The sequence below is a fragment of the Kaistia nematophila genome (genome assembly GCF_026343855.1).
Classification (GTDB): domain Bacteria; phylum Pseudomonadota; class Alphaproteobacteria; order Rhizobiales; family Kaistiaceae; genus Kaistia; species Kaistia nematophila.
This window is the reverse complement of the sequence record NZ_JAPKNK010000003.1, coordinates 383,054-404,113: the sequence shown is the minus strand read 5'-3', so window position 1 is coordinate 404,113 and position 21,060 is coordinate 383,054. Positions and strand designations below refer to the sequence as shown.

The 21,060-nt window shown below is 64.6% G+C and carries 27 protein-coding genes; 25 read left to right on the top strand and 2 right to left on the bottom strand.

The features are described from left to right. Genes OSH07_RS10445 through OSH07_RS10425 form a run of 5 tightly spaced genes read left to right on the top strand, consistent with a single transcriptional unit; the run spans position 1 to position 2,583 of the window. Positions 1–444 (top strand): DUF2190 family protein, encoded by a 444-nt coding sequence (locus OSH07_RS10445; RefSeq protein ID WP_266338571.1) that lies wholly within the window; start codon positions 1–3, stop codon positions 442–444. A 10-nt stretch (positions 445–454) separates the two neighbouring features. Continuing rightward, on the top strand, positions 455–1,405 hold the full coding sequence (locus tag OSH07_RS10440; RefSeq protein WP_266338570.1) for a DUF2184 domain-containing protein: 951 nt from the start codon (positions 455–457) through the stop codon (positions 1,403–1,405). 10 nt (positions 1,406–1,415) lie between these two features. Further along, positions 1,416–1,739, top strand: a complete 324-nt coding sequence (locus OSH07_RS10435; RefSeq protein WP_266338569.1) for a hypothetical protein — start codon at positions 1,416–1,418, stop codon at positions 1,737–1,739. Between the two features lie 2 nt (positions 1,740–1,741). Continuing rightward, entirely contained in the window at positions 1,742–2,215 is a 474-nt protein-coding gene (locus OSH07_RS10430) for a DnaT-like ssDNA-binding protein (protein ID WP_266338568.1), read from the top strand. Further along, on the top strand, positions 2,215–2,583 hold the full coding sequence (locus OSH07_RS10425; protein WP_266338567.1) for a hypothetical protein: 369 nt from the start codon (positions 2,215–2,217) through the stop codon (positions 2,581–2,583). The genes OSH07_RS10430 and OSH07_RS10425 overlap by 1 nt, the downstream gene beginning before the upstream one ends. On the opposite strand, the gene OSH07_RS10420 is transcribed toward OSH07_RS10425, so the two are convergent. Beyond that, positions 2,580–3,113, bottom strand: coding sequence for a hypothetical protein (locus OSH07_RS10420; protein WP_266338566.1), 534 nt, complete (start codon positions 3,111–3,113; stop codon positions 2,580–2,582). The two genes, OSH07_RS10425 and OSH07_RS10420, sit on opposite strands and share 4 nt — an antisense overlap. A 79-nt stretch (positions 3,114–3,192) precedes the next feature. Between OSH07_RS10420 and OSH07_RS10415 the strand changes: the two genes are divergently transcribed. Together OSH07_RS10415 and OSH07_RS10410 are read left to right on the top strand one after the other, a co-directional pair. Continuing rightward, on the top strand, positions 3,193–4,251 hold the full coding sequence (locus tag OSH07_RS10415; RefSeq protein WP_266338565.1) for a phage minor head protein: 1,059 nt from the start codon (positions 3,193–3,195) through the stop codon (positions 4,249–4,251). Beyond that, complete coding sequence (locus tag OSH07_RS10410) at positions 4,251–4,697, top strand: HK97 gp10 family phage protein (RefSeq protein WP_266338564.1); 447 nt, start codon at positions 4,251–4,253, stop codon at positions 4,695–4,697. Before OSH07_RS10415 ends, OSH07_RS10410 begins: the two co-directional genes overlap by 1 nt. Here the strand turns inward: OSH07_RS10410 and OSH07_RS10405 are convergent. Further along, positions 4,675–4,881, bottom strand: coding sequence for a hypothetical protein (locus OSH07_RS10405; protein WP_266338563.1), 207 nt, complete (start codon positions 4,879–4,881; stop codon positions 4,675–4,677). The genes OSH07_RS10410 and OSH07_RS10405 overlap by 23 nt on opposite strands. A gap of 17 nt (positions 4,882–4,898) precedes the next feature. Between OSH07_RS10405 and OSH07_RS10400 the strand changes: the two genes are divergently transcribed. From OSH07_RS10400 to OSH07_RS10315, 18 genes are all read left to right on the top strand, one after another. Then, positions 4,899–5,318 carry a DUF4128 domain-containing protein gene (locus OSH07_RS10400; RefSeq protein WP_266338562.1) on the top strand — a complete coding sequence of 140 codons (420 nt, stop codon included), beginning with the start codon at positions 4,899–4,901 and terminating at the stop codon, positions 5,316–5,318. A gap of 53 nt (positions 5,319–5,371) precedes the next feature. Beyond that, positions 5,372–6,109, top strand: a complete 738-nt coding sequence (locus OSH07_RS10395) for a hypothetical protein (RefSeq protein WP_266338561.1) — start codon at positions 5,372–5,374, stop codon at positions 6,107–6,109. Positions 6,110–6,130: 21 nt separating this feature from the next. Further along, positions 6,131–6,505 (top strand): hypothetical protein, encoded by a 375-nt coding sequence (locus OSH07_RS10390; RefSeq protein WP_266338560.1) that lies wholly within the window; start codon positions 6,131–6,133, stop codon positions 6,503–6,505. Positions 6,506–6,606: 101 nt separating this feature from the next. Then, entirely contained in the window at positions 6,607–6,864 is a 258-nt protein-coding gene (locus tag OSH07_RS10385) for a phage tail assembly chaperone (protein WP_266338559.1), read from the top strand. A gap of 1 nt (position 6,865) precedes the next feature. Continuing rightward, positions 6,866–9,196 carry a phage tail length tape measure family protein gene (locus OSH07_RS10380; RefSeq protein ID WP_266338558.1) on the top strand — a complete coding sequence of 777 codons (2,331 nt, stop codon included), beginning with the start codon at positions 6,866–6,868 and terminating at the stop codon, positions 9,194–9,196. After that, positions 9,196–9,558 carry a hypothetical protein gene (locus OSH07_RS10375; protein ID WP_266338557.1) on the top strand — a complete coding sequence of 121 codons (363 nt, stop codon included), beginning with the start codon at positions 9,196–9,198 and terminating at the stop codon, positions 9,556–9,558. The genes OSH07_RS10380 and OSH07_RS10375 overlap by 1 nt, the downstream gene beginning before the upstream one ends. Then, on the top strand, positions 9,558–10,076 hold the full coding sequence (locus tag OSH07_RS10370) for a DUF1833 family protein (protein ID WP_266338556.1): 519 nt from the start codon (positions 9,558–9,560) through the stop codon (positions 10,074–10,076). The genes OSH07_RS10375 and OSH07_RS10370 overlap by 1 nt, the downstream gene beginning before the upstream one ends. Before the next feature lie 7 nt (positions 10,077–10,083). Then, complete coding sequence (locus OSH07_RS10365; protein ID WP_266338555.1) at positions 10,084–11,163, top strand: glycine-rich domain-containing protein; 1,080 nt, start codon at positions 10,084–10,086, stop codon at positions 11,161–11,163. Further along, positions 11,160–11,636, top strand: coding sequence for a DUF4376 domain-containing protein (locus OSH07_RS10360; RefSeq protein WP_266338554.1), 477 nt, complete (start codon positions 11,160–11,162; stop codon positions 11,634–11,636). Before OSH07_RS10365 ends, OSH07_RS10360 begins: the two co-directional genes overlap by 4 nt. After that, entirely contained in the window at positions 11,636–12,028 is a 393-nt protein-coding gene (locus OSH07_RS10355) for an NlpC/P60 family protein (RefSeq protein ID WP_266338553.1), read from the top strand. Before OSH07_RS10360 ends, OSH07_RS10355 begins: the two co-directional genes overlap by 1 nt. A 41-nt stretch (positions 12,029–12,069) precedes the next feature. Next, the gene (locus tag OSH07_RS10350) at positions 12,070–14,844 is read left to right on the top strand and encodes a phage tail protein (RefSeq protein WP_266338552.1); all 2,775 of its coding nucleotides are present in this window, start codon (positions 12,070–12,072) and stop codon (positions 14,842–14,844) included. Between the two features lie 7 nt (positions 14,845–14,851). After that, positions 14,852–16,885, top strand: a complete 2,034-nt coding sequence (locus tag OSH07_RS24360; protein ID WP_277614218.1) for a hypothetical protein — start codon at positions 14,852–14,854, stop codon at positions 16,883–16,885. Continuing rightward, entirely contained in the window at positions 16,882–17,394 is a 513-nt protein-coding gene (locus tag OSH07_RS10340; protein WP_266338551.1) for a hypothetical protein, read from the top strand. Before OSH07_RS24360 ends, OSH07_RS10340 begins: the two co-directional genes overlap by 4 nt. A 3-nt stretch (positions 17,395–17,397) precedes the next feature. Further along, on the top strand, positions 17,398–17,871 hold the full coding sequence (locus OSH07_RS10335) for a hypothetical protein (RefSeq protein ID WP_266338550.1): 474 nt from the start codon (positions 17,398–17,400) through the stop codon (positions 17,869–17,871). After that, positions 17,868–18,539, top strand: a complete 672-nt coding sequence (locus tag OSH07_RS10330) for a hypothetical protein (protein WP_266338549.1) — start codon at positions 17,868–17,870, stop codon at positions 18,537–18,539. Before OSH07_RS10335 ends, OSH07_RS10330 begins: the two co-directional genes overlap by 4 nt. A gap of 27 nt (positions 18,540–18,566) precedes the next feature. Next, a complete protein-coding gene (locus OSH07_RS10325) occupies positions 18,567–19,787 on the top strand; it encodes a glycosyltransferase (RefSeq protein ID WP_266338548.1) in 1,221 nt (406 codons plus the stop codon). Between the two features lie 275 nt (positions 19,788–20,062). Beyond that, the gene (locus tag OSH07_RS10320) at positions 20,063–20,725 is read left to right on the top strand and encodes a lysozyme (RefSeq protein WP_266338547.1); all 663 of its coding nucleotides are present in this window, start codon (positions 20,063–20,065) and stop codon (positions 20,723–20,725) included. Then, complete coding sequence (locus OSH07_RS10315) at positions 20,722–20,967, top strand: hypothetical protein (RefSeq protein WP_266338546.1); 246 nt, start codon at positions 20,722–20,724, stop codon at positions 20,965–20,967. The genes OSH07_RS10320 and OSH07_RS10315 overlap by 4 nt, the downstream gene beginning before the upstream one ends. The last annotated feature ends 93 nt before the right edge of the window (positions 20,968–21,060 follow it).

Here is a 21,060-nt window from a genome sequence, read left to right as displayed (position 1 = left end):
ATGCCCACGATCCAGAGCACCTATAACGCCACGCACGCTCGTTGGTACGAGGGCATGGTCCTCAACCAGGAGCCGGCGGATATCGTCACCCGCGTCGCCGAGGATGCTGAAGGCATCGGCTTCGGCAAGGTCGCGGTGCAGGGCACGGCGGACAATCAGGTCGTCGACTCCGAGGCCACGGCCAAGTTCGTCGGCATCGCGGTCGCGGATCCGGGCCAGCCGGCCGACATCTATGCCCAGTACGCCAATGTCGCTGTGATGAAGCGCGGCGTCATCGTCGTCCAAGCTTCTGAAGCCGTCGCCGTTGGCGACCCGGTCTACTACACCCCGGCGAGCGGCGTCCTCAGCAAGACGGCCACGTCCAACACCCTCATCGCAGGCGCACAGTGGGACACCAGCACCTCCGGTGCCGGCCTCGCTGCCCTGCGCCTGAACACCCCGTAAGGAGCGTCCCATGAACTTCATGACCCAGGACGCTCAGCAGCGTTCGATGAACTTCCTCATCTCGCAGCAGTCGATCATCGAGCCGACTGTCTACCAGATGCGGTATCAGGAGATTCAGTATCCGAACCTGATCCCGGTCGACACGTCGGCGCCCGAATGGATCAACTCGGTCACCTACTTCTCGATGGATGGCGTCGGCCAGGCCCAGTGGTTCTCGGGCAAGGCCCACGACATGCCCAATGTCGACCTGAGCCGCGAGAAGTTCGAGACCGGCGTCCACATGGCCGGCATCGGCTACGGCTACGATCTCGAGGAACTGGGCAAGGCCCAGCTGCTCGGCATGAACCTGACCAACGACAAGGCCTCGCTGGCCCGTCGCGTGTCGGAAGAGAAGATCGACCAAGTGGCCTTCGGCGGCGATTCCACCAAGGGCTTTACCGGCCTGGTCAGTGCCACCACGCCGACCGCCACCACGGCGCCAGCGGATGGCACGGGCTCGGCGACGACCTTCGCCAGCAAGACACCCGATCAGGTGCTGCGCGACATCAACGGCCAGCTGACCGGCATGTTCACCGGCACTCTGGGCGGCGAAATCGCCGACACGCTTCTCCTGCCGTATTCGGTGCTGCTGGATCTCTCCACCCGCCGCATCGACTCGGTGAACCAGACGACGATCCTCGAGTGGATCGAGCGCAACAACATCTACACCCGGACCACGGGTCAGGCGCTCACCATCCGCGGTCTGTTCGGTTACCTGGACACGGCGGGCGCGTCGTCCACCAAGCGCATGGTCGCTTACCGCCGCTCGCCGGACGTCCTGAAGATGCACGTCCCGATGCCCTTCCGCTTCTTCCCGGCCTGGCAGACCGGCCCGATGCGCTTCGACGTGCCGGGCGTGTTCCGCCTCGGCGGCGTCGACATCAAGCGCCCGAAGGCCGTGCGCTACCTGGATGGCATCTGAGGAGAGCCAAATGAAGATCACCAACACGCAGAAGGGCCCGCGCGGCCTCAATGCCGTCAGCGGCCCGTTTCTTGTCGAGCCGGGCGAGACGGTGGACGTCGAACTCTCCGCCGCCGAGCTGAAGGTTGCGAAGGGGACCAACTGGTTCACGATCGAGGAGGTCGAGCCCCCTGCGCTGAAGCCTGCCGACACGGCCATGAGCCCGGCGGATCTTCTCGCCAAGGCCGACGGGCTCCACTTCCAGACGTTCAAAGCCGAGGCCCGCAAGATCCTCGGTGATGAAACCCCGGACACCAAGGAAGCCATCGTTATGGCTCTGCAGGCGAAGGTCTGACCATGCCCAACTACGGCACCGAGGCCGGGCTCGCGGCATATGCGGCATCGATCGGGGCAACTGTCCCGGCCGGTGCGGTGCTGCCGGCCTTGGTGCGTGCTTCCGCCTATATCGATGGTCGGTACGGTTCCCGCTTCGTCGGCGTCCGCACCGGCGGCTATGCGCAGGCTCAGGCCTGGCCGAGAACGGGTGCGGTGACGCGTGAAGGGTTCGCTATCCCGCCCAGCGTCATCCCCGACGTGATCGGCAATGCGACCTATGAGGCGGCGCTGCGTGAACTGGCATCGCCGAACTCGCTGTCCCCGGACTATGTCGCCGCGCAGCAGGTGACGAAGGAGAAGGTCGGCGACATCGAAGTGGCCTATGCCAGCGCGGCATCGCTCGGCGCCGAGGCCGTCCGGCCCGTGGTGACCGTGATCGATGAAATGCTGGCCGGGCTGCTGTGTCAGCCCATCCCGGGCATCCTGGTGGTCTGATGGCCCGCTTCGACTACGCGCGCATGCAGCAGACCGCGACCCGGCTGCTCGACCGTTTCCAGCAGGGCTTGGTCCAACTCGTCCGCGTCACCCCGGGCGCTCCGGATCCAGCCACGCCATGGGAGCCGGGGGCACCGACCGAGACGACCTATGATCTGAAGGCCACCGTCACCCGAGAGCATCAGCGGTACGAGAATGGCGTGCTCATCGAGGAGACGGGGGACATGGTGATGTTCGCCGTTCCCGAGATCACGCCGGTGTTGTCGGACAAGCTCGTGATTGATGGCGCCGTTCGTTCCATCACCAACCTCACTCCTATCCCTGCTGCCGGCGATCCGGTCGCGTGGAAGGCGTGGTGCGCGGGCTAATAGCCCATCACTGATTTTAGCTCGGTTGCTGCCTTCGATAGCTTACCCTGAGGGGTGTTGAGCCAGCCTGGAACCACTAGGGTGCGGAGTAACGCGGTCTCCTGCTTGTTCAGCAGGTCTGGGTTTCGATCTAGGGCGAAAGAGATGAGCGACCGCTCGAGGAAGCCTATGTCGCGGTGCTTAGCCGTTGACGGCCGTGAAAACTGAAGTTTCCCAGGCGTGGCTCGCGCGTAAAGGTACAGCACTGGCGTTCCCCTTATTCCGGAGGCCAGGGTCTGATTGTACTTTCGGATCTTGTCGGGGGTGAGAGCTTCGTTTTTGAAGCTCTGTCGCTCCGCCTTGCCAACATACCAAGGCAGGATGCCCCCGCCGGATCTCAAGGCGAAGACATAGCACCCGCAAGCATTGGACAGCCAGCACTCCTCCGTCTCGACCCCCTCCCAGAACAGCGAACGTTCGCCGTCTTCTAGAAAGATCAGGTTGTCGTCTGACCTCGGCAATTCAAACGGTCCGTAAGGGTAGTATCTCAAGCTTGCCTCCCCAGGTGAGCATGAGAATCGCTACCATCGCGTGAGCCGTGCAGCAACTTGCTACCGAAACGGATGCTTCATGTCTCGACGATCGGACCGCGATCTCATCGACGTGCTACTGGCCACGCAGGAGGAAGCCATTCGCGCCGCCTTCATGGAGGCCATCGCCGACACCGTGAACACGGTTGTGCTCAAGATCGTCGTCGAGCGGCTGGAGCGCGGCGATATCGAGGGGGCACTGCAGGCTCTCCAACTGGACGCCGCTGCGTTCTCCAAGCTCGAGCTGCGGCTGGCCGACGCCTACAACTCCGGCGGCATGGCCACGGTCGGGAGCATGCCGAAGGTGCGTGACCCGCAAGGCGGCCGCGTGGTCTTCCGGTTCGGGGTCCGCAACCCTGAGGCCGAAGCGTGGCTGCGAGAGCATTCCTCGGCCTTGGTGACGGCCATCTTGGACGACCAGCGTGTGGCCATCCGGCTCGCGCTCAGCGAGGGGCTTGCCGAGGGGCAGAACCCGCGCGCAACCGCCCTGAACGTCGTCGGTCGCGTCAACCGCGTGACCGGGCGGCGCGAGGGCGGGATCATCGGCATCACGTCGGCGCAAGAGCGGTATGTTGCCTATGCCAGGCAGGAGTTGATGTCCGGCGACGCGGCGCAGCTGCGGGCCTATCTCGGGCGCGAGCGTCGCGACAAGCGCTTCGACCGGACGATCCTGGCTGCGATCAAATCGGGCAAGCCGCTGGACGCCGAGACGATCACCCGCATCATCGGACGCTACAGCGACCGTCTGCTCGAACTGCGCGGCGAATTCCTCGCCCGCACCGAAACCATGATGGCCCTGAGCAAGGGCAGGGACGACGCTATCCGGCAGCAGATCGCGGCCGGCAAGATCCGGGTCGAGGACGTCACGAAGATCTGGCGATCGGCCGGCGATAACCGAGTGCGTCATACCCATCGGGTGCTGGATGGGCAGAAGGTTCCGATGGACGGTTCGTTCCAATCTCCCTCGGGCGCGATGCTTCGGTTTCCGTGCGACCCGCGCGCCCCGATCTCCGAGATCAGCGGCTGCAGGTGCGTCGTGAGCTACGACATCGACTACTTCGCCTCGGTCGTGGAACGGTTCAAAGCCGAGGCCGCCTGATGGCAAACCTCTCCTTTGCTACCCAGGTCGCCGATTGGGTGAGGAAGGTGAAGGGCGCCGAGGAGGCCGTGTTCAAGGCCAGCGTGCAAGAACTCGCGACGCGGGTGCAGACGACCCGGAATGCCGGCGGCCGCATGCGCGTCGATACCGGCTTTCTCCGCGCGTCGCTGATGGCCTCGACGTCCGCCATGCCTCTCATCGACCCGAAGAAGGGGCCGGTGGAGGGGCAGACCTACGCTTTTGACGCGGGGGTGATCGAGGCGGTCATCGCCGGCTCAGAACTCGGCGGCACAATCTATCTCGGCTACACGGCAGCCTATGCGGCGCACCGCGAGTATGGCGCGCGCGGGCAGACGCCAGACGCATTCGTCAGAACCGCAGCGCAGCAGTGGCCTGAAATCGTGGACGGCAAGGCGGCCGAACTTAAGAGCCGTCTGGGCTTGTGACGCCCGGCACCTGGTCGGATCCGCTTTCGGAAGCGACCAGCAAGGCGAGGGCGAGGCCGGAAAGGGCCTGGCGGGCGGCTTTCAGGGCCGTGTCGGCGCGAACGGTCGAGCCCGGGGCGTTGCCCAGCGCGCGGCGCGCCTCGGTCAGAAGATCATGGGCCTGATTGTCGCTGAGCGGCTTCATACGAGGAATCTATCAGCATGGTTGTGGCCACGGTAGAGGGCAACATCGAGCAGGCGCTGTTCGCGCGGCTCGCTGCCTTCGCGCATTCACCGGCCCTGCCGATCGCTTGGCCCAACGTCTCGATGGAGCCCAAGCCAGCCAGCTATCTCCGGGTCTCGCACATTCCCAACACCAGCCGACGGCTCTTCCTCGGCTCAGCGGAGCCCCACCAGCGGCTCGGGCTGCTTCAGGTGGATGTCTTCACCCCGCTCAACGCGGGCGCCTCAGCGGCCACGGAAATCGCCGGCAAAGTGGCGGCGCACTTCCAGCCTGACATGCCGATGCGGTCGGGCGGCATCACGACCCGCGTCACAAGGGCGCCAGACGTCGGGCCGGCGCTCGCCGACGACACGCATTGGCAGGTGCCGGTCACCGTCTCCTACGAAGTCTTCGCATAGCCACCGGCCAGCCGGCCCATCCACCCGCCACTACGATCGAAGGAGATCCCGCCATGGCGAATACCAATAAGGGCCGGAAGGTCTATTTCTGCACGACGCCCCAGCCGGCCAATCTGGATCAGAGCCAGTTCGAGGCGCTGACCTGGATCGAGGTTGGCAATGTCGGCTCGGTCGGCGAGTCTGGCGTCAACACGAACGTGGTGAGCTATGACGAGCTCGCGACGGACATGACGCAGAAGCAGAAGGGCATCTCCAACGCCGGCGACCCCACGATCGAGTGCGCTCGTAACCCGACGGATGCCGGGCAGGTGGCACTCCGCGCGGCGGCCGTCACGAAGTTCTTCTACGCGTTCAAGTTCGAGGATCTCGACGCTCCCGACGCGAACCACACGAACACGGTCTACTACAACCGCGGTCTGATCGCTGGCCCCACCCGCCCGAATGGTCGGAATGAGGACTTCATTCTCGAGGTTTTCACGCTCGGCCTCGTGCAGCGCGAGATCGTGGTGAACCCGCAGTCGCTTGTCGCGCCTGTCAGCTCGCTCCTCCCGTCGATCGCCGGCGTTCTCACGCAGGGCTCGGTGCTGACAGCCGTGCCTGGTCGTTGGTCGGGAGAGCCCTCGTTCACCTACCAGTGGAAGCGGGACGGTACGAACATCGCGGGCGCCACGAACTCGACCTACACGCTCGTCGCAGGCGACGCCGCTAAGGCAATCTCCGTCGCGGTCACCGGTACGAATGCCGCCGGCAATGCCACGGCGACCTCCGCCGCCACGGCCAACGTCACCTAAGCCATTCCACCGGAGAAGAGCATGGATATCCTGGCAATCCAGCCGACCACGATCACGATCGACATCAAGCACCCGGCGTCTGGGGAGCCGATCGGCCTTCAGGTCGAGTGCACCTCCCTCGAGGCGGATGCCGTCAAGGCAGTGGAGCGGGCAATCAAGAACAAGGCTCTTCGCGGCGGTCGCAACTCGATGACGGCGGAGAAGATCGAGGACAACACCGTCGATCTTCTCGCTGCCGCGATCGTCGGCTGGAAATGGGATGACGGCCTCTCGCTCGGCGACCTCAAGAACCCGCCGCTCACGAAGGTGAACGTCGTCAGGCTGCTGCAGGTCGGCTGGGTGGCGAAGCAGATCGACACGGCACTCGGAGACGAAGCCGCTTTTTTCGCGAATTAGGGCCGCTGCTCGTCTCCCACATCGAGGCGCACGTTCGGCTGAACTTCGCCGATGACAGCGGCGAGACCCGCCGGCAGCGGCTGGCCCGTTTCGGACTGCCGGTGGAGGAGCCGGATCCTCTGGACCCGGACTTCTCCTACCTGTTCGAATGGTTCTGGAGCATGCGGGCAGGTCTCTCTGCAGGGCTCAATGGCGCCGAGCCGCTCTCCATGACGGAGATGGCGCATTGGATGGCGCTCACCGGCGACATTTTGAGGCGTGAAGAGATCCGGATCATCCGATCGATGGACGACGCCTACCTAGCCGCGGTGGCTAGGGAGCGCGCCGAGGCGGCAGAGCGTTCCCCGAACAGGAAATGACATGGCGAATATTGCCTCCCTCGGGTTCGACGTCGACAGCTCTCAGGCTGCGCAAGGTGCCCGGGATCTCGACCAACTGACGAACTCGGCGAAGAAGGCCGAAAGTGCGTCCGGGGTCCTTAAGAACGCCTTCAGCCGCCTAGAGGCGTCTCTGGCAAGCATTGAGCGCGCGGTGCGCGGTGTTGAGACCGCAGTCCTCGGGATGGGGAAGGGCGTCTCGACGGCAGAGAGCCGTGTCGTCAATCTCGGTACAACGACCGGTAGAGCCACCGGTCAGCTCCAGCAGATGATTGTGACCGGCGCCAACGTCTCCGTCACCTTTGGAAAGCTTGATGCCGCCGTGACGCAGGCAGCAACAGCGATCACGAGGGAAGGGGCCGCTGCGGTTAGCGCTGCCGGATCGGCCGAAGTCCTGGAAAGAGCCATCACCAGTGAGGCGGCCGCGGCGGCAAAGGCCACCAAGGCGCTGAGCGGCCACGCCGTCGCTGCCAACTCCAACGTGAAAGCGGCCTCGAACCTGAACACGGCCAACATCGCCGCCCAGTTCCAGGATATCGCCGTCTCTGCTCAGGCGGGCATGGGCGCCATGCAGATCGGTCTGCAACAGGGCACGCAGCTCGCCGCCGTGATCTCCACCATGGAGAGGCCGCTGCATGGTCTGGCGGCCGCATTCGCATCGGTGTTCTCACCGGTCAGCCTGCTGGTGATCAGCCTTACGGCGCTCGCGGCTGCTGGTCTTCAGATGGTCGATTGGGCCAAGGCGGGTTCCTCGGTGCTTCGCGCGCTGGCTGGCGCCATCCAGCCGATCGCGCCCTATGCCGTGGCCGCTGCTGCCGGGCTGGCGCTGCTCTACTCGCCGGCCATGATCGGCGGCATAGTCAACCTGATCGCACTGATGGGGCGCCTGGCCGTGACGGCTGTTACCGCCGCCGCTGCAATGGCTGCAGCCAACCCCGGCGCAGCGTTCGTGCTTGGAATTGTGGCGGCCGTTGCCGCAGCCAATATCTTCCGCGATGAGTTGGCCGAGATCTTCGGGCGAGATGTTGTTGGCGACGCCAAGAAGGCCGCGAACTTCGTCATCGGGGCTTTCGTCGGCGGGTACAATGCGGTCGTCGAGGCCTGGAGCAATCTCCCAACCTTCTTTGCCGGGCTCGGCAAGATGGCGTGGAACAATCTCGTATCGGAGTTCGAGAAGCCGGCCCTGACCGTCAATGGCATGACCATTATCCCTGGCTTCGATCTGTCGGGGATGAAAAGCCAGCTTTCGAAGGCGGAACAGTCCGCCATGAGCGGGGCCTCGGCCACCTTCAACAAGGCAGCCCTCGACACCGACTATGTTGGTGCTGGGTATTCCGTCATTGCCAAGACTGCATCGGCCGGCGCCGAAAAGGTAAGGGAACTCGCGGCAGCCATGACGGCAGTCGACGAGAAGACCAAGAAGAAGGCCCGGGGCGGCAAGACGGATGGCGAGAAGTTCGACGACATCGTCCGGGACGCCGACGCTCGTATCGCATCGCTTCGCGCCGAGCAGGCTGGCCTGGGGCAGACGGCGTGGGCCGCATCTCGCCTGAGATACGAACAGGAGCTCCTCAATCGAGCCACTAAGGCCGGGCTGGATCTAGACCCGGATCAAATCTCGACATTGAAGGAGAAGGCGGCTGCGATGGCCTCCCTGGAAGCGGAGACAAGCCGTCTTCGCGATGCCTACGACTTCGCCAAGGGCACATTCCAAGGGTTCTTTCAGGATATTCGATCCGGTATCGCCGACGGTAAAGGCCTATGGGGTTCGCTCGCCGACGCCGCCACGAATGCCCTCGACCGGATCTCACAGAAGCTGGTCGATATGGCCACCGATCAATTGTTCAACGGCCTTTGGAGCAACCTGTCTAGCGTCATTTCGGGAGGCGGGGGTGGCATCATGCAGGTGAACGGCACCGGCGGGCTATTTGCCAACGGTGCCGCATTCTCCAACGGACGAGTGACTGCCTTTGCCAAGGGCGGTGTCGTCAATACCCCCACAGTCTTCCCGATGGCAAAGGGAGCCGGCCTCATGGGTGAGGCGGGCCCTGAAGCGGTGATGCCGCTCCGGCGCCTATCGAATGGCAGGCTGGGGGTGGAAAGTGCGGGCGGCGGTGGCAACAGCATGGTCGTGCAGGTTGTCGACCAGAGGTCCGCAGGCTCGCCCCAGGTAGAGCAAGAGCGCTCCACAGGCCCCAACGGCGAGCAACTGCTCAAGCTCTTCATTCGTGACGAGCAGTCCAAGAACATCGCCAGCGGCCGGATGGACGCTCCGCAGCGGACGCGCTTCGGCAGCCGGCCCAGGAGGTCCTGATGGTTGCGATATGGCCGCTGACAAGCAGGAAGAGCCCCGACGCGGCCTCTTATACGGAGGCTCCGCAGTCCAACCGCATTTCGTTTGAGCCAGAAATCGGCCCGACGATTGACCGCCGCCGGGGCACGGCAGCCGGAACGATGCTGAGCGTTCAGTTCACCGGTCTGACGGATGCGGAGCGAGAGACGTTCGAGGACTGGTACCGCAGCACACTCTACGATGGCGTTCTCCCGTTCGCTTGGATTGACCCAATTCGCGGAACCGCAGCCTCTTTCCGGTTCACGAAAGATACATACAAGCTGCAGCCCCACCCGGGCGCCGAGTACCATGACCTGTCGTTCCAGCTTCTCCGGTTCCCCTGATGGCGAAGCAGCGCAGTGTCTCAACCGGCCTCCGCCGCGAGCTCGATAGCCAGGAGAGCGGCGAGGCGGTGCTGGTCTTCATGACCATCACCAATCCCGACGTGAATGACATCATTCGGGTGGTCTCCGACTCGGTGGACTACGTCTGGAACGGCAACCGCTACATCGGTTTCTGGTTCGACGCCTCGCTCCTGAGCGATGACGACGCCCCGCCCCAGGCGCAGATCAGGGTCCAGAACGTCGATGAGACGATCGGCCATGCCCTGCAGGCGGTGACGAAGCCGTGCCGGGTGCAGATCGACGTCGTGGCGGCCTCGCAGTTCGACCAGACGGTGGTGCCGCGGATCGAGATCGATGCCCCCGCCATCGTCGAGTACTCCGCCAAGCACCTCTACCTGACCAATGTCGACGTGAACGTCATGGAGGTGACGGGAACGCTTTCGAGCTGGAACTATTCCCAGCGCTCATGGCCCGGCATCCGAGCGACCAAGTCGCGCTGCCCGGCGCTCTTCATCTGAGGTTTCGATGGCCGATTGGATCCTGCCCAACTCCAGCACGCCTGGAGTGGTCACTGGTGATGCCTACATGGACGCTGTCCAGGCGAAGGTCGCGCGGCTCAGCCAGGGGATGAACATCCAGCTCTCCGGGGTTGGCGGGACGGCAAACGCCATCACCGCCACCCTGGACCCGGCGCCGATCTCCGGCCTTGCGAATGGCATGCTGTTCGTCCTGCCGGTCAGCGTCTCGAACACCGGCGCCGTGACGCTCGCGATCAACGGTGGCGCCGCGGCGAACGTGGTGGACCTGTTGGGCTCCGCACTCACGGCAGGCCGCTTCCCGGCCGGCTCGCGCCAGCTGCTGACCTATTCCGATGGCGCATTCATCGCGATCGGCGATTCCCGGATCATCACGAACACCCTCGACTATCAAGCCTTCACCGCCTCGGGCACATGGAACAAGCCAGTTGGGACGCCGGGCAATGCCTGGGTCTTCGTTGAGGGGTGGGGCGGTGGCGGAGGCGGTCGCAGCAACTCCGGCACGAATGGTGGCGGTGGCGGTGGAGGTGGCTACATCTCGCGTATGTTCCGAGCCTCGCAGATCCCCAGCAGCGTATCCGTCGTCGTTGGTGCTGGCGGCGCTGTGAACAGCAACGGGACCAATTCGTCGTTTGGGTCGCTGCTCGTCTTCCCCGCCGGTTGGACCGGCAGTGACAGTACATCGAACCTTGTTCGTGTCGGAGGGAACGGCGGCGGCGTTGTTGGGGCTACGGAAGATTTCACGGGCGCCCGAGGTGGCGGCTACACCAGCGCTACCGTTGCATCCGACTTTGGCACTGTTGGCAATGCCAGCTACCAGGGCGGGGGTGGGGGCGGCGGGTACAACGGCTCCACAGGCGGGGGGGCTGTAGCAGGGGGGAATAGCTACTGGGGCGGCGGCGGCGGCGGTGGCGCGCGCGCGAGTGGATCAGCATCCGAAGCTGGCGGCACGAGCGTCGTAGCGGGAGCCGGCGGTGCTCGCGGTCAGGCGGGCTTCACGCCAGCTGGAGGCGGCGGCCGCGGTGCAGCAGGGGCGCGCGGCGAAGTCCGCGTGTGGGTGATCGCATGACGACTTTCGCTCAGATCATCAACGGCATCGTGGTTTCGCGCATCGAGGCCGATGAAGAGTTCATCGCAACGCTCGAAGGCGAGTGGGTGCGAGACGCCGACTTCGCCATGGTCCTCGGACACGGCTGGGACGGCACGAAGTCGATCCCGCCTCCGGCTGATCCTATCTCGGCCTCCGACGTGAACGCTGAGCGGGACCGCCGCTTGGCTCTCCCGATCGAGTTCGGGGGCGAGCAGTACCAGGCGACCGACGGCACCATTCAGGACGACTTCGGCCTGGCGGTCGCTGGGTTGCAGACCAGTTTCTCCCGCATCGCGCTCGACAACCACATCGTTGTTCTGTCGGCAGAGCAGATGATCGAGCTCGGCCGTGCCGTGACCGAGCGGAGGTCAACTCTGGCGCTGGCTGCGCGTCGACTGAAGGACAAGACGCCAACCCCTTCCGACTACCGCAACGACAAGCACTGGCGCTGATGCACTGGTCCTCGAAATACGTGGGCTTGGAGTTTTCCGAGACCATGCGCTGTTACGACCTGGTCCGGCTGGTGCTCAAGGCGGAACGCCAGATCGATCTGCCGGACTACGCTGATATCTCAGCCGAGGACGCTGTTCGTGTCAGCGATGCCTTGGGTGCGCCGAGCACAGATGCGCTTCCATGGGCCGAGGTGGCCCTCTCCGACGCTCGCCCATTCGACGTCGTTGTGATGCTCCGCAGGCGCTCGCGCGAGCCGGGCCATGTCGGGATCCTTACCGATCCTCGCCATGTCCTCCATATCGAGAAGGTGACCCAGTCCGTGGTCGTGCCTCTCTCGCACTTCTCCGTCTCTTCCAGGATCATCGGTTTTCGGCGGCACAGATGTCTGTAGTGTGTGTTTGGGCAACGCCCTTCAGCGCCAGGAAGCCGGACGTGCTCTTCCTTCGAGAGGGGCTGTCCGTCTCCGAAATCGTCGCCGATCTGCAGGACCGCCTGCCATCGCAGTTCGTGGAGCGCGGGCAGATCCGCATTAACGGCGAGCTCGTGCCCAGGGCTCTCTGGCGCTCGGTTCGGCCGAAGGCCAGCAGCGCTGAGCGGCCGATCGCGGTCACCTTCCACATCGTCCATGAGAATAGCGGTGGCGGGGGTGGGGCCAAGCAGATCATTGGTCTGGTGGCGGCGCTGGCCTTGACTGTGGTCACAGGCGGCATCGCGAGTGGGGCAATCCTCGGCACCTTCACGGGTATGCTAGGAACATCCTTGTTCGGGAGTGCAACCGTCGGGGCCGCGGTGCTAGCAGGCGCTGTCGGTCTTGCCGGTTCGCTCGCGATCAGCGCTCTGACGAGCGCGCCGGTCCTGCGGGCCGGAGATACTAAGTCGACGAGTGACGACGACAACCGATCGGCCAGCGCTTCAGGAAACAGCGCAGCGGAGCCCGGCGGGTCGATCGACCGGGTGATCGGAACGACCAAGGTCTATCCGCGCCTGGTCGGCCAGCCGGTTATTTCGATCGAGAACCGGGACGACATCGTCGAGGCGGTCTTCGTGCTCAACGGTCCGCACAAGATCGAAGACCTGCGGATCGACGAGGCACCGTTCGAAGCCAGCTCAGATATCCAGGTTCAGTATCGAGAAGGCTGGCAGGACGACCAGCCGATCGACCTGGTGAACCGCTACGGCCGGCAGACCGGCGCCCAGTTCGAGCTGTCGGCGCACACTGTCGACCCCGAGGACATGTCGCAGCTGCTCAACCGGGTGAACCCGTCGGAGAACGTGCCGAAGTGGCACGGTGTGCCGACGCGACGCAGCCCAGATGAGGTCTGGTGCCGCTTCACTCTGCCAGCCATGGGTTACCGGACGACCGAAGATCAGCTGGTTATCCCAATCCGAACGCGCATCCGTCTCCGCGGTACGACGCAGTGGCGCAATCTGCCCGAGTTTCACATCTCGGCCCAGTCTATCTCGCCCTTCAAGAACGAGCTGCAGCTGAAATGGGACATGCCGGAGCCGACCGACGTCCCGACGGTGCCGAGCAAGAACGGGGTCTATTTCGTCGCGAAGGCGACCCCGGGCCAGACCAATGTCCCGGTCACCGCAGCCAACCAGGCGGATGGCTATTTCTCGGCCGGCAGCGGCAACGATTACCTCTATCGGGGGACGGAGAGCACCTCGAATGTCCGGCATGTGTTCGCCTACGACAACCGGATCGTGATGCATCTGACGAGCGCCGCCTTTCCGCGTGGCATCTACGATATCCAGATGAAGCGCGGCTTTTCGTACAAGGCGAGCGACTTCAGCAAATCGAACTACCAGTTCAAGTCGGCGGTGACGGACTTCTTCTGGTTCACGGACAATGGGACGATCGCCGAGTCCCGCGAGAACAAGGGCGAGCAGATCGTCCACCAGTTCACGACGTCGGTCTACAACGCCCCGATCCTGCCGACGCCAGGCTTCGCGACGATCGCCGTCCGGGCCCGAAATGCTCAGATCAACAATGTCTCCTGCATGGCCTCCGGCTATGTGCGGGACTATGACCCAGCGACGGGCAGGTTCGACAAATGGGTGACTACGTCCAACCCGGTTCCCCACTATGTCGATGTCCATATCGGCGGTCAAAACGTGGACCCGCTGCCGGAAGACCTTCTCGACCTCGAGGAGATGATCGAGTGGCGGCAGCGCTGTATCGATGCGGGCTACACCTGCAACGAGATCATCGTTGATCAGTCGATCGATGACGTCCGGTCCCTGATCGCCTCCTGCGGCTACGCCAAGCCCTACCAGTCCGACCTCTGGAGTGTGGTGCAGGACTACGACCGATCGCAGGAGCCGGTCGTTCAGGTCTTCTCGCCTCGCAATGCCAGGGGCTTCTCGTTCAACAAGGCGTTCCCGAAGCTGCCCGACGGGTTTCGGATCAACTACCGGGACAAGACCGCCGACTATGCCACCGAGGAAGTGGTGGTCTTCCGCAACGGCTATGACGGGGGCGAAGACGGCAAGCTGGAGGGCGTCTACTACGGCGGCCTCGATGAAGAGACGCAGGTCGTCATGCGGGCCCGTTTCGATCTCGCCCAGGCGGAAAAACGGGCCACTTTTTATTCTTGGGAGGCTCCGGCCGAGGCGATCGTCTGCCGGCGGGGATCACTGGTCGCGATCGAGCATGACACGCTCGCGCGTCACACCGGCCGGGCCCGTATCAAGGAAGTCCTGATCGACCCGGCCACGAACCTGATCACCGGCATTCGATTGGACTCGGTCGCCTCAATCCTGAACACGCCGGGCATGCACGCCGTCACGGATATGCATGCCGTCGTCGACATGCACACCGTCGGCATCCGCACCGCGCTGGCTGTCCGGCGAACCAATGGATGGATCACCACCCATCTCACCTCGTCGTCCTCCGATGAAGAGACCGATCTGGTCACCTTCGCCAGTCCGCTGGCGGATCTCTACGCGCCTGGCTCAGTGTTCGACCCGACCGAGATACCGGAGATCAGCCCCGGGTGCCTGGTGATCGTTGGCAACCATGACCGGGTCTACAAGCGCGTCATCGTCAGCGAAATGCAGCCCACGACGGACCTCATCTACAAGATGGTCGCAGTCGATGAGGCGCCCGAGCTCTGGGCGGATGGCCTGAGCAAATACGTCCTGCAGGAAAGCGGCAGCAAGGTTCTGCAGGAAACCTCTTCTGGCCTCTTCTGGGAGCCGTGATCACAACATGACCGACCTGAAGATATCGTCGCTCCCCGCGGCGACGGTCCCGCTCGCCGGTGACGAACTTGTGCCGATCGTCCAGAACGGGGTGACCGTGCACGCTCCTGCCGGCCAGATCGCCGCGCAGGGACCCATTGGCCCGACTGGACCGTCTGGCGCGCCCGGGGCAAGCGGAGTGGCCGGTGAAGGCCTGCGTCCGCGCGGTGAGTGGAACAACACGACCGTCTATGCCGTCGGCGATTACATCACCTACCTGTCTCGCACTTTCGTCTCGCTCGTCGCCGGCAATGTCGGCAATGAGCCTCCGAACGCGGACGTCGGCGACAGCAATTGGATGTGGGTGCCATCAGGCGCCGCGGGGCAGGTAGGTCCTACGGGGGCCTCTGGCGCTCGTGGTGCGACTGGCGCAACCGGACCGACAGGCCCCGCATCTACCGTGCCGGGCCCGACTGGCGCTACTGGCGCGACCGGCGCCGATGGCCCGACTGGCCTGAGCGGCGGCGAGGGCGCTACGGGCGCAACCGGTCCCACAGGCGCCACGGGCCCGTCTGGCCCGATCGGCGAGGGGTTGACGCCGCGTGGTGAGTGGGATGTCGGGACAACCTACGTCGTCGGCGACTACATCACCTTCAACGGCCGGACCTTCGTCTCGCTCATCGATTCCAACACCGGGAATGAGCCGCCGGACGCAGATGTTGGAAGCGCCGAGTGGATGTGGGTTCCGTCCGGTGCCGCTGGGCAGGCGGGCGCGACTGGTGCCACGGGCCCGACCGGCCCTTCCGGAGCGACCGGCCCGAGTGGTGCTGCCTCGACTGTTCCGGGCCCGACCGGTGCCACAGGGCCTAGCGGCGGTGTCGGCGCGACTGGCCCGACCGGCGCGAGCGGAACGCCGTCGTCCGTGCCTGGGCCCACCGGCGCCACCGGTCCTAGCGGTGTGGCTGGCCCCAGCGGCCCCACGGGTCCAAGCGGGGCGGCATCGACGGTTGCGGGGCCAACGGGCGCGACGGGGCCGACCGGGGCCTCTGGCGCTGCATCTACGGTCCCGGGCCCGACGGGCGCGACCGGCCCGTCCGGCGTCGCCGATCAGGCGCGAACCTGGACCACCAGCCAGAGGCGCCAGCAGGACGCTCTGACGTCCGGCACCACAATAACCCCTGACTACACCAGCCAGGATTTCACCCTCACGCTTGCCCATACGGGCGCCACGCTGGCGAACCCGACCAACATCACGGTTGGCCAGAAGGGATCGATCTCCGGTACGAACAGCACGGCCGGCGGCTACTCGCTCGCGTACGGCTCGTACTGGAAGCCGATCGGTTGGGCGACGGCCCCGAGCATCCCGGCCGCGGCGAATGCCCTCTGGCGCATCGACTATCATGTGGTCAGCGCGACCCGGATCGACTTCAGCGTGTCGGGCGTGGCGGCCGAGGACGTGCCGCTGCCGGCTGGCGCAACGGGTGCAACCGGCCCGACTGGGCCAGCGGGTGCAACTGGGCCTACCGGTGTTGGGGCCACCGGCGCGACGGGCGTTACCGGCGCAACCGGGCCGACCGGTGCAACCGGTCTTACGGGCGCCACTGGCCCGGCCGGTTCGGGCAGCGGTGACGTCATCGGTCCGAGCTCGGCGGTGGACAGCCAGCTCGCGCTGTTCAATTCGACCACGGGAAAGCTGATCAAGGCCGGCCCTGCGGTGACGGCGATGGCCCGGCTTGAGACGGAAGACCAGACGCTAACCGGCGGCGCGAATGTCACCTCCAAGTCGCTCGGCACGATCACTACCGGGACGGTAACGCCTGACCCCGGAGACCGGATGCTGCAGCACTACACCAACAACGGAGCGCACACGCTCGCGCCTGGAACGGTAACGGGCTCCTACTTGCTCGACATCACGAACGGTGCATCCGCGGGAGCGATCACGACCTCGGGCTGGACGAAGGTGTCGGGTGACGCCTTCACCACCACGAACGCCAACAAGTTCCGCTGCCACTGCTCGGTCGGCAATGGCGGCTCCCTCCTGATCGTGCAGGCGCTGCAATGATCTTCTGCCCGCCGCCCTTCATGGGCCAGTCAAAGCAGCTGGTTCTCATTGACAGAACCACGGGCACGAACCGCGGCAGCATGACGGGCGCAGGCGGTCTCGCCGCTTCCTTCAATGGGACCACGAGCGAGACGTATGCGAACGCCTCGCGGTTCTCGGCCTCGTCCACAACGGGTTGGGTCGGCAAGACCCTGAGCACTTCGCGGGTGATCGGGAAGGTCACGACTTTCGGGACCAACAACAGTGGCTACGGGGGCGGCACATCGTTCACCACGGGGGGGACCTTCACGATGTACCTCTATGCCAAGAACGGGACCGCTCCCTCTGCGTACAACGATGGAACTGTCCTTGGATCCGCATCGATCACCTCCATCACAAATGAAAGCACCGGCCGCGACATCAGTAGTTCCGACCTGACGACCGTTTGGGACCATGTCTGGGTGTCGTTGGTCGGAGGATCCGCAGGATTTGGCTCTGTTGGCGAGCTCCAGCTCTACGCCTGGGAATAAATCATGACATCGAAGCGCGCGCTCATAAGCACCAGGTCTCCCGAGGCGATCATCTCGGTTTTCCCGTCGACTGAGGGGAGGATCGATCTCCCCGGCGTAGGCCAACTTTCGCCACCAGAGGCTGGGTGGTCTGGCGACGGCTATCGCATCGCCGGCATCGTACCGGCAGAGATCCCGGCCGGTAAGCAACTCGTCTCGGGAGGGATCGACGGCATCGAACTGATCGATGGTGTGCCGACCTGGAAGATGGAGGATGCGCCTCCGCCGCCTCGCCGGATGATCCGCAAGAGCCTCGTCAAGCAGCGCCTGATTGACCTCGGGTTGATGGACGCGGCTTATGCCGCCCTCACGTCGCAGCCCGTCGCCTTCGCCCGGTGGTTCGACATGGACTATCCGGAAGTCTATGCCGACGACCCTGACGCGCTGGCCTTGCTGGATAGCATCGGGGCTGACCCGGAAGTGGTGATGGCGCCGTGAGCACGCAGCTCTCGAACGGGCTGCTTGCCCGTCGCCGGCGGATCATCGAGAACCCGATGACGCTGACGCTGCCCGGCATCAATGCCAGCTCGACCGGATCGACCATCACGATTCCGGGCACGGCTCAGGCCGGTGACATTGCCGTCTTCAGCCAGTACGCGTTCAGCAGCGGGGGCACGCCGACCGCGGTAGAATTCTCGGGGGCGACGACCGTCAATAACGTGGCCGGGGGGCCGAGCACCGTCCGGCGCGTGATGATCAGCTATAAGGTCCTCACGGCCGGCGACATTGGCGCCGCTCTGACGGGTATGAACTCGTCGAGCAACCTCAAGTCGGTCCGGATCATCCGGCCTTCGAAGCCGATCACGAGCATCACCACTGGGGATGTTTTCGGCTTCATCAACTCGGGCAGCGGGTCCAGTAGCGACACGATCGGGCCTGCGCCGAGCGGCCCGGCCTTCCTGTTCGCCCGTCTGTTCATGGAACTGACGATCAGCATCACGGGGACGCTGCCGACCTACGGCGACCGCTACAACGAGAACGGCAACAGCGATTTCCCAACCTGGATCGAGATCCAGAACGGCCCCACCCTCTCGTCCCGGACGATCGGCCAAACCGCATCGACGGGCAACCGAGGCGACCAGGGCTTTTACGCTGTCGTCACCTGACTGCCCCTTCCATGCCCGGAGATCTGCATGCGCTTCCATGTCGTCGCGCTTCCGCACACCCATGTGACGGACGCGTTCTCTGCCTGCGCCTTCACCATGAAGGTCAAGAACTTCTGCCGGATGATGATCGAGCGCGGCCATGATGTGGTGCTCTATGCTGGCGAGCAGAACGCGGCGCCGGTGACCGAGCACGTCGTCTGCATCGACGAGGCGGCCCGCGCGGCCCATGTCGGCGCCAGGCACTACACCGAGGCGCCTTGGGAGCCGAGCAGCGCGGCTTGGTCCGCGTTCCTCGCCAACGCCATTGCCGGCATCCGGGTGCGGGCAGGGCAGCGCGACTTCATCTGCCTGATCGGCGGTTATGCCCAGAAGGCGATATCAGACGCATTCCCGGCTCACCTCTGCGTCGAGATCGGCGTCGGCTATGGCGGCTGCTTCCTGCCGTTCAAGGTGTTCGAGAGCTACGCCTGGATGCACACGGTCTACGGCGCTCGCTCGATGAACAATCCGTGCGGTGTCGATGGGACGTGGTTCGATGCGGTGATCCCGGGGTATCTGGATCCGGCGGAGTTTCCAGTCGATATCAAGGAAAAACGTATGGCAATAGAAGCGGGCTATCCTAATTCGATAGCCCGCTATGGCGTGATCGACTGGGGTCTATGCGACCGAACCCCACAGGACCGGGCGCGTACCAAACATCAACGGCACTTATTCTATGCCACTCATGATAAAGACACGCATGACCCGTTGGATTATTTCCTCTTCGTCGGCCGGCTGATCGACCGAAAGGGCTACGCCACCGCGCAGGAAGTTTGCCGGCGGCTCGGGAAGCGGCTCGTTCTGGCGGGGCCGGGTGAACAGTCTGGCTATGGCGAGTTCGTCGGCGTGGTCGGGCCGGAAGAGCGCGGCGACCTCATGGCCGGCGCCACCGCCGTCTTCGCGCCGACGACCTATATCGAGCCATTCGGCAACGTCGCGATCGAGGCCATGGCTTGCGGTACGCCGGTGATCACAACGGACTGGGGCGCCTTCACCGAGACCAACATTCACGGCGTGACTGGCTTCCGCTGCCGCTCGCTGGCCGAGTTCATCGACGCCGCTCGGCGCGCGCCGTCCCTCCATCGCAGCGTCATCCGCAAGCACGCCCTGGACCACTACTCCCTCGACGTGATCGGCGCCCAATACGAGCGCTATTTCGAGCGGCTTTTGACCCTCTGGGGCGAGGGCTGGTATCAACTCGCGGCTTGATCGAAATGAACCCGCCGGCTCTGCGCAGCCGACGGGCTCTGTAGGCATACCAGCCTCCGCCAGGTGGATGGCTATGCCGTTGTGGGCGGACCCGATGATTGCGCTGCTTTCGGAGGGCTGGCGCTTCACTCGCCCACACTGATCAACGCTTCTCGACGCCGCCCGTTCCAGAAGAGTGCCCGCGCGGCGGAGCCGGCGGGCGAAGTCCTTATAGCCAGGGGTTTTTAGCTAGCGCTTACCCTGGCCGTTTCAACCCCACATCTCGGAGAGACGACATGACCCGCGAAGTTACGGCGGCAGGCATCGCCATGATCAAAGGGTTCGAGGGCTTCAAGGCGAAGGCCTACCTCGACACCGGCAATGTCCTGACCATCGGCTACGGCCACACCTCGGACAGCAACTATGTCGTGAAGGCCGGCGCCGTCATCACGGAAGCCAAGGCGGAGGAGCTGCTGCGGCTGGATCTGCGCGAGGCGGAAGAGATCATCAACCGGCTGGTCAAGGTGTCGCTCAACGACAACCAGTTCGCCGCCCTGGTCTCCTTCGTCTTCAACATCGGCGAGAAGCAGTTCCGCGGCTCGACCCTTCTGAAGAAGCTGAACAAGGGCGACTACGCCTCGGTCCCGGCCGAGATGGCGAAGTGGGTCAATGACAACGGCAAGAAGATCACCGGCTTGGTGAACCGGCGCAATGCCGAGGGCGGGCTCTGGGTGAAGGGCTCCTTCGTCTCCAGCGCCTCGGTGCCGGCGGCGCCGCCGAAGGCGAACATCCTCACGAAGCCGGAAGTGCTGATGCCCGCCGCGACCGCCGCCGGCACCGTAATCGCGGCGGCCAATGGGCCGGGGCCGATCGCCTATGCCATTGGCGCGGTGATCGTGATCGGCGCCGCTGTGGCCGCCTTCTACTTCATCCGCCGGACCCTGCAGGCGTCGCGGTGATCGCCTGGTTCTTCACGACGCGCGTCGGCCGCTATGTGGCGGCCATCGGCGCCCTGCTGCTGATCCTGGCCGGCCTCGCGCTGAAGCTGATCGCCATGGGGCGGGCGCAGGAACAGGCGAGGCAGGCGGCCGGCAAACTCAAGGCCATTTCGAAGAGGAGGACGAGCGATGCCGAGGTGGACCAGCTTGGGGCCGCTGATGTTGATCAACGCATGTCTCGCTGGATGCGTGACGGCCGGTGACTTCTGCGACGTCGCGGCGCCGATCCGGCCGTCCGTTGAGGATCGCCTCAGCGGAGAAACCCAGCGCCAGATCCTGAAGCACGACAGCTATGG

Coding starts and splice junctions, on each gene's coding strand:
- OSH07_RS10355 (WP_266338553.1), top strand. CDS start 11,636: ATGCACTGGTCCTCGAAATACGTGGGCTTGGAGTTTTCCGAGACCATG.
- OSH07_RS10410 (WP_266338564.1), top strand. CDS start 4,251: ATGGCAAACCTCTCCTTTGCTACCCAGGTCGCCGATTGGGTGAGGAAG.
- OSH07_RS10425 (WP_266338567.1), top strand. CDS start 2,215: ATGGCCCGCTTCGACTACGCGCGCATGCAGCAGACCGCGACCCGGCTG.
- OSH07_RS10430 (WP_266338568.1), top strand. CDS start 1,742: ATGCCCAACTACGGCACCGAGGCCGGGCTCGCGGCATATGCGGCATCG.
- OSH07_RS10435 (WP_266338569.1), top strand. CDS start 1,416: ATGAAGATCACCAACACGCAGAAGGGCCCGCGCGGCCTCAATGCCGTC.
- OSH07_RS10365 (WP_266338555.1), top strand. CDS start 10,084: ATGGCCGATTGGATCCTGCCCAACTCCAGCACGCCTGGAGTGGTCACT.
- OSH07_RS10395 (WP_266338561.1), top strand. CDS start 5,372: ATGGCGAATACCAATAAGGGCCGGAAGGTCTATTTCTGCACGACGCCC.
- OSH07_RS10325 (WP_266338548.1), top strand. CDS start 18,567: ATGCGCTTCCATGTCGTCGCGCTTCCGCACACCCATGTGACGGACGCG.
- OSH07_RS10440 (WP_266338570.1), top strand. CDS start 455: ATGAACTTCATGACCCAGGACGCTCAGCAGCGTTCGATGAACTTCCTC.
- OSH07_RS10335 (WP_266338550.1), top strand. CDS start 17,398: ATGACATCGAAGCGCGCGCTCATAAGCACCAGGTCTCCCGAGGCGATC.
- OSH07_RS10445 (WP_266338571.1), top strand. CDS start 1: ATGCCCACGATCCAGAGCACCTATAACGCCACGCACGCTCGTTGGTAC.
- OSH07_RS10400 (WP_266338562.1), top strand. CDS start 4,899: ATGGTTGTGGCCACGGTAGAGGGCAACATCGAGCAGGCGCTGTTCGCG.
- OSH07_RS10390 (WP_266338560.1), top strand. CDS start 6,131: ATGGATATCCTGGCAATCCAGCCGACCACGATCACGATCGACATCAAG.
- OSH07_RS24360 (WP_277614218.1), top strand. CDS start 14,852: ATGACCGACCTGAAGATATCGTCGCTCCCCGCGGCGACGGTCCCGCTC.
- OSH07_RS10360 (WP_266338554.1), top strand. CDS start 11,160: ATGACGACTTTCGCTCAGATCATCAACGGCATCGTGGTTTCGCGCATC.
- OSH07_RS10370 (WP_266338556.1), top strand. CDS start 9,558: ATGGCGAAGCAGCGCAGTGTCTCAACCGGCCTCCGCCGCGAGCTCGAT.
- OSH07_RS10415 (WP_266338565.1), top strand. CDS start 3,193: ATGTCTCGACGATCGGACCGCGATCTCATCGACGTGCTACTGGCCACG.
- OSH07_RS10320 (WP_266338547.1), top strand. CDS start 20,063: ATGACCCGCGAAGTTACGGCGGCAGGCATCGCCATGATCAAAGGGTTC.
- OSH07_RS10340 (WP_266338551.1), top strand. CDS start 16,882: ATGATCTTCTGCCCGCCGCCCTTCATGGGCCAGTCAAAGCAGCTGGTT.
- OSH07_RS10375 (WP_266338557.1), top strand. CDS start 9,196: ATGGTTGCGATATGGCCGCTGACAAGCAGGAAGAGCCCCGACGCGGCC.
- OSH07_RS10380 (WP_266338558.1), top strand. CDS start 6,866: ATGGCGAATATTGCCTCCCTCGGGTTCGACGTCGACAGCTCTCAGGCT.
- OSH07_RS10405 (WP_266338563.1), bottom strand. CDS start 4,881: ATGAAGCCGCTCAGCGACAATCAGGCCCATGATCTTCTGACCGAGGCG.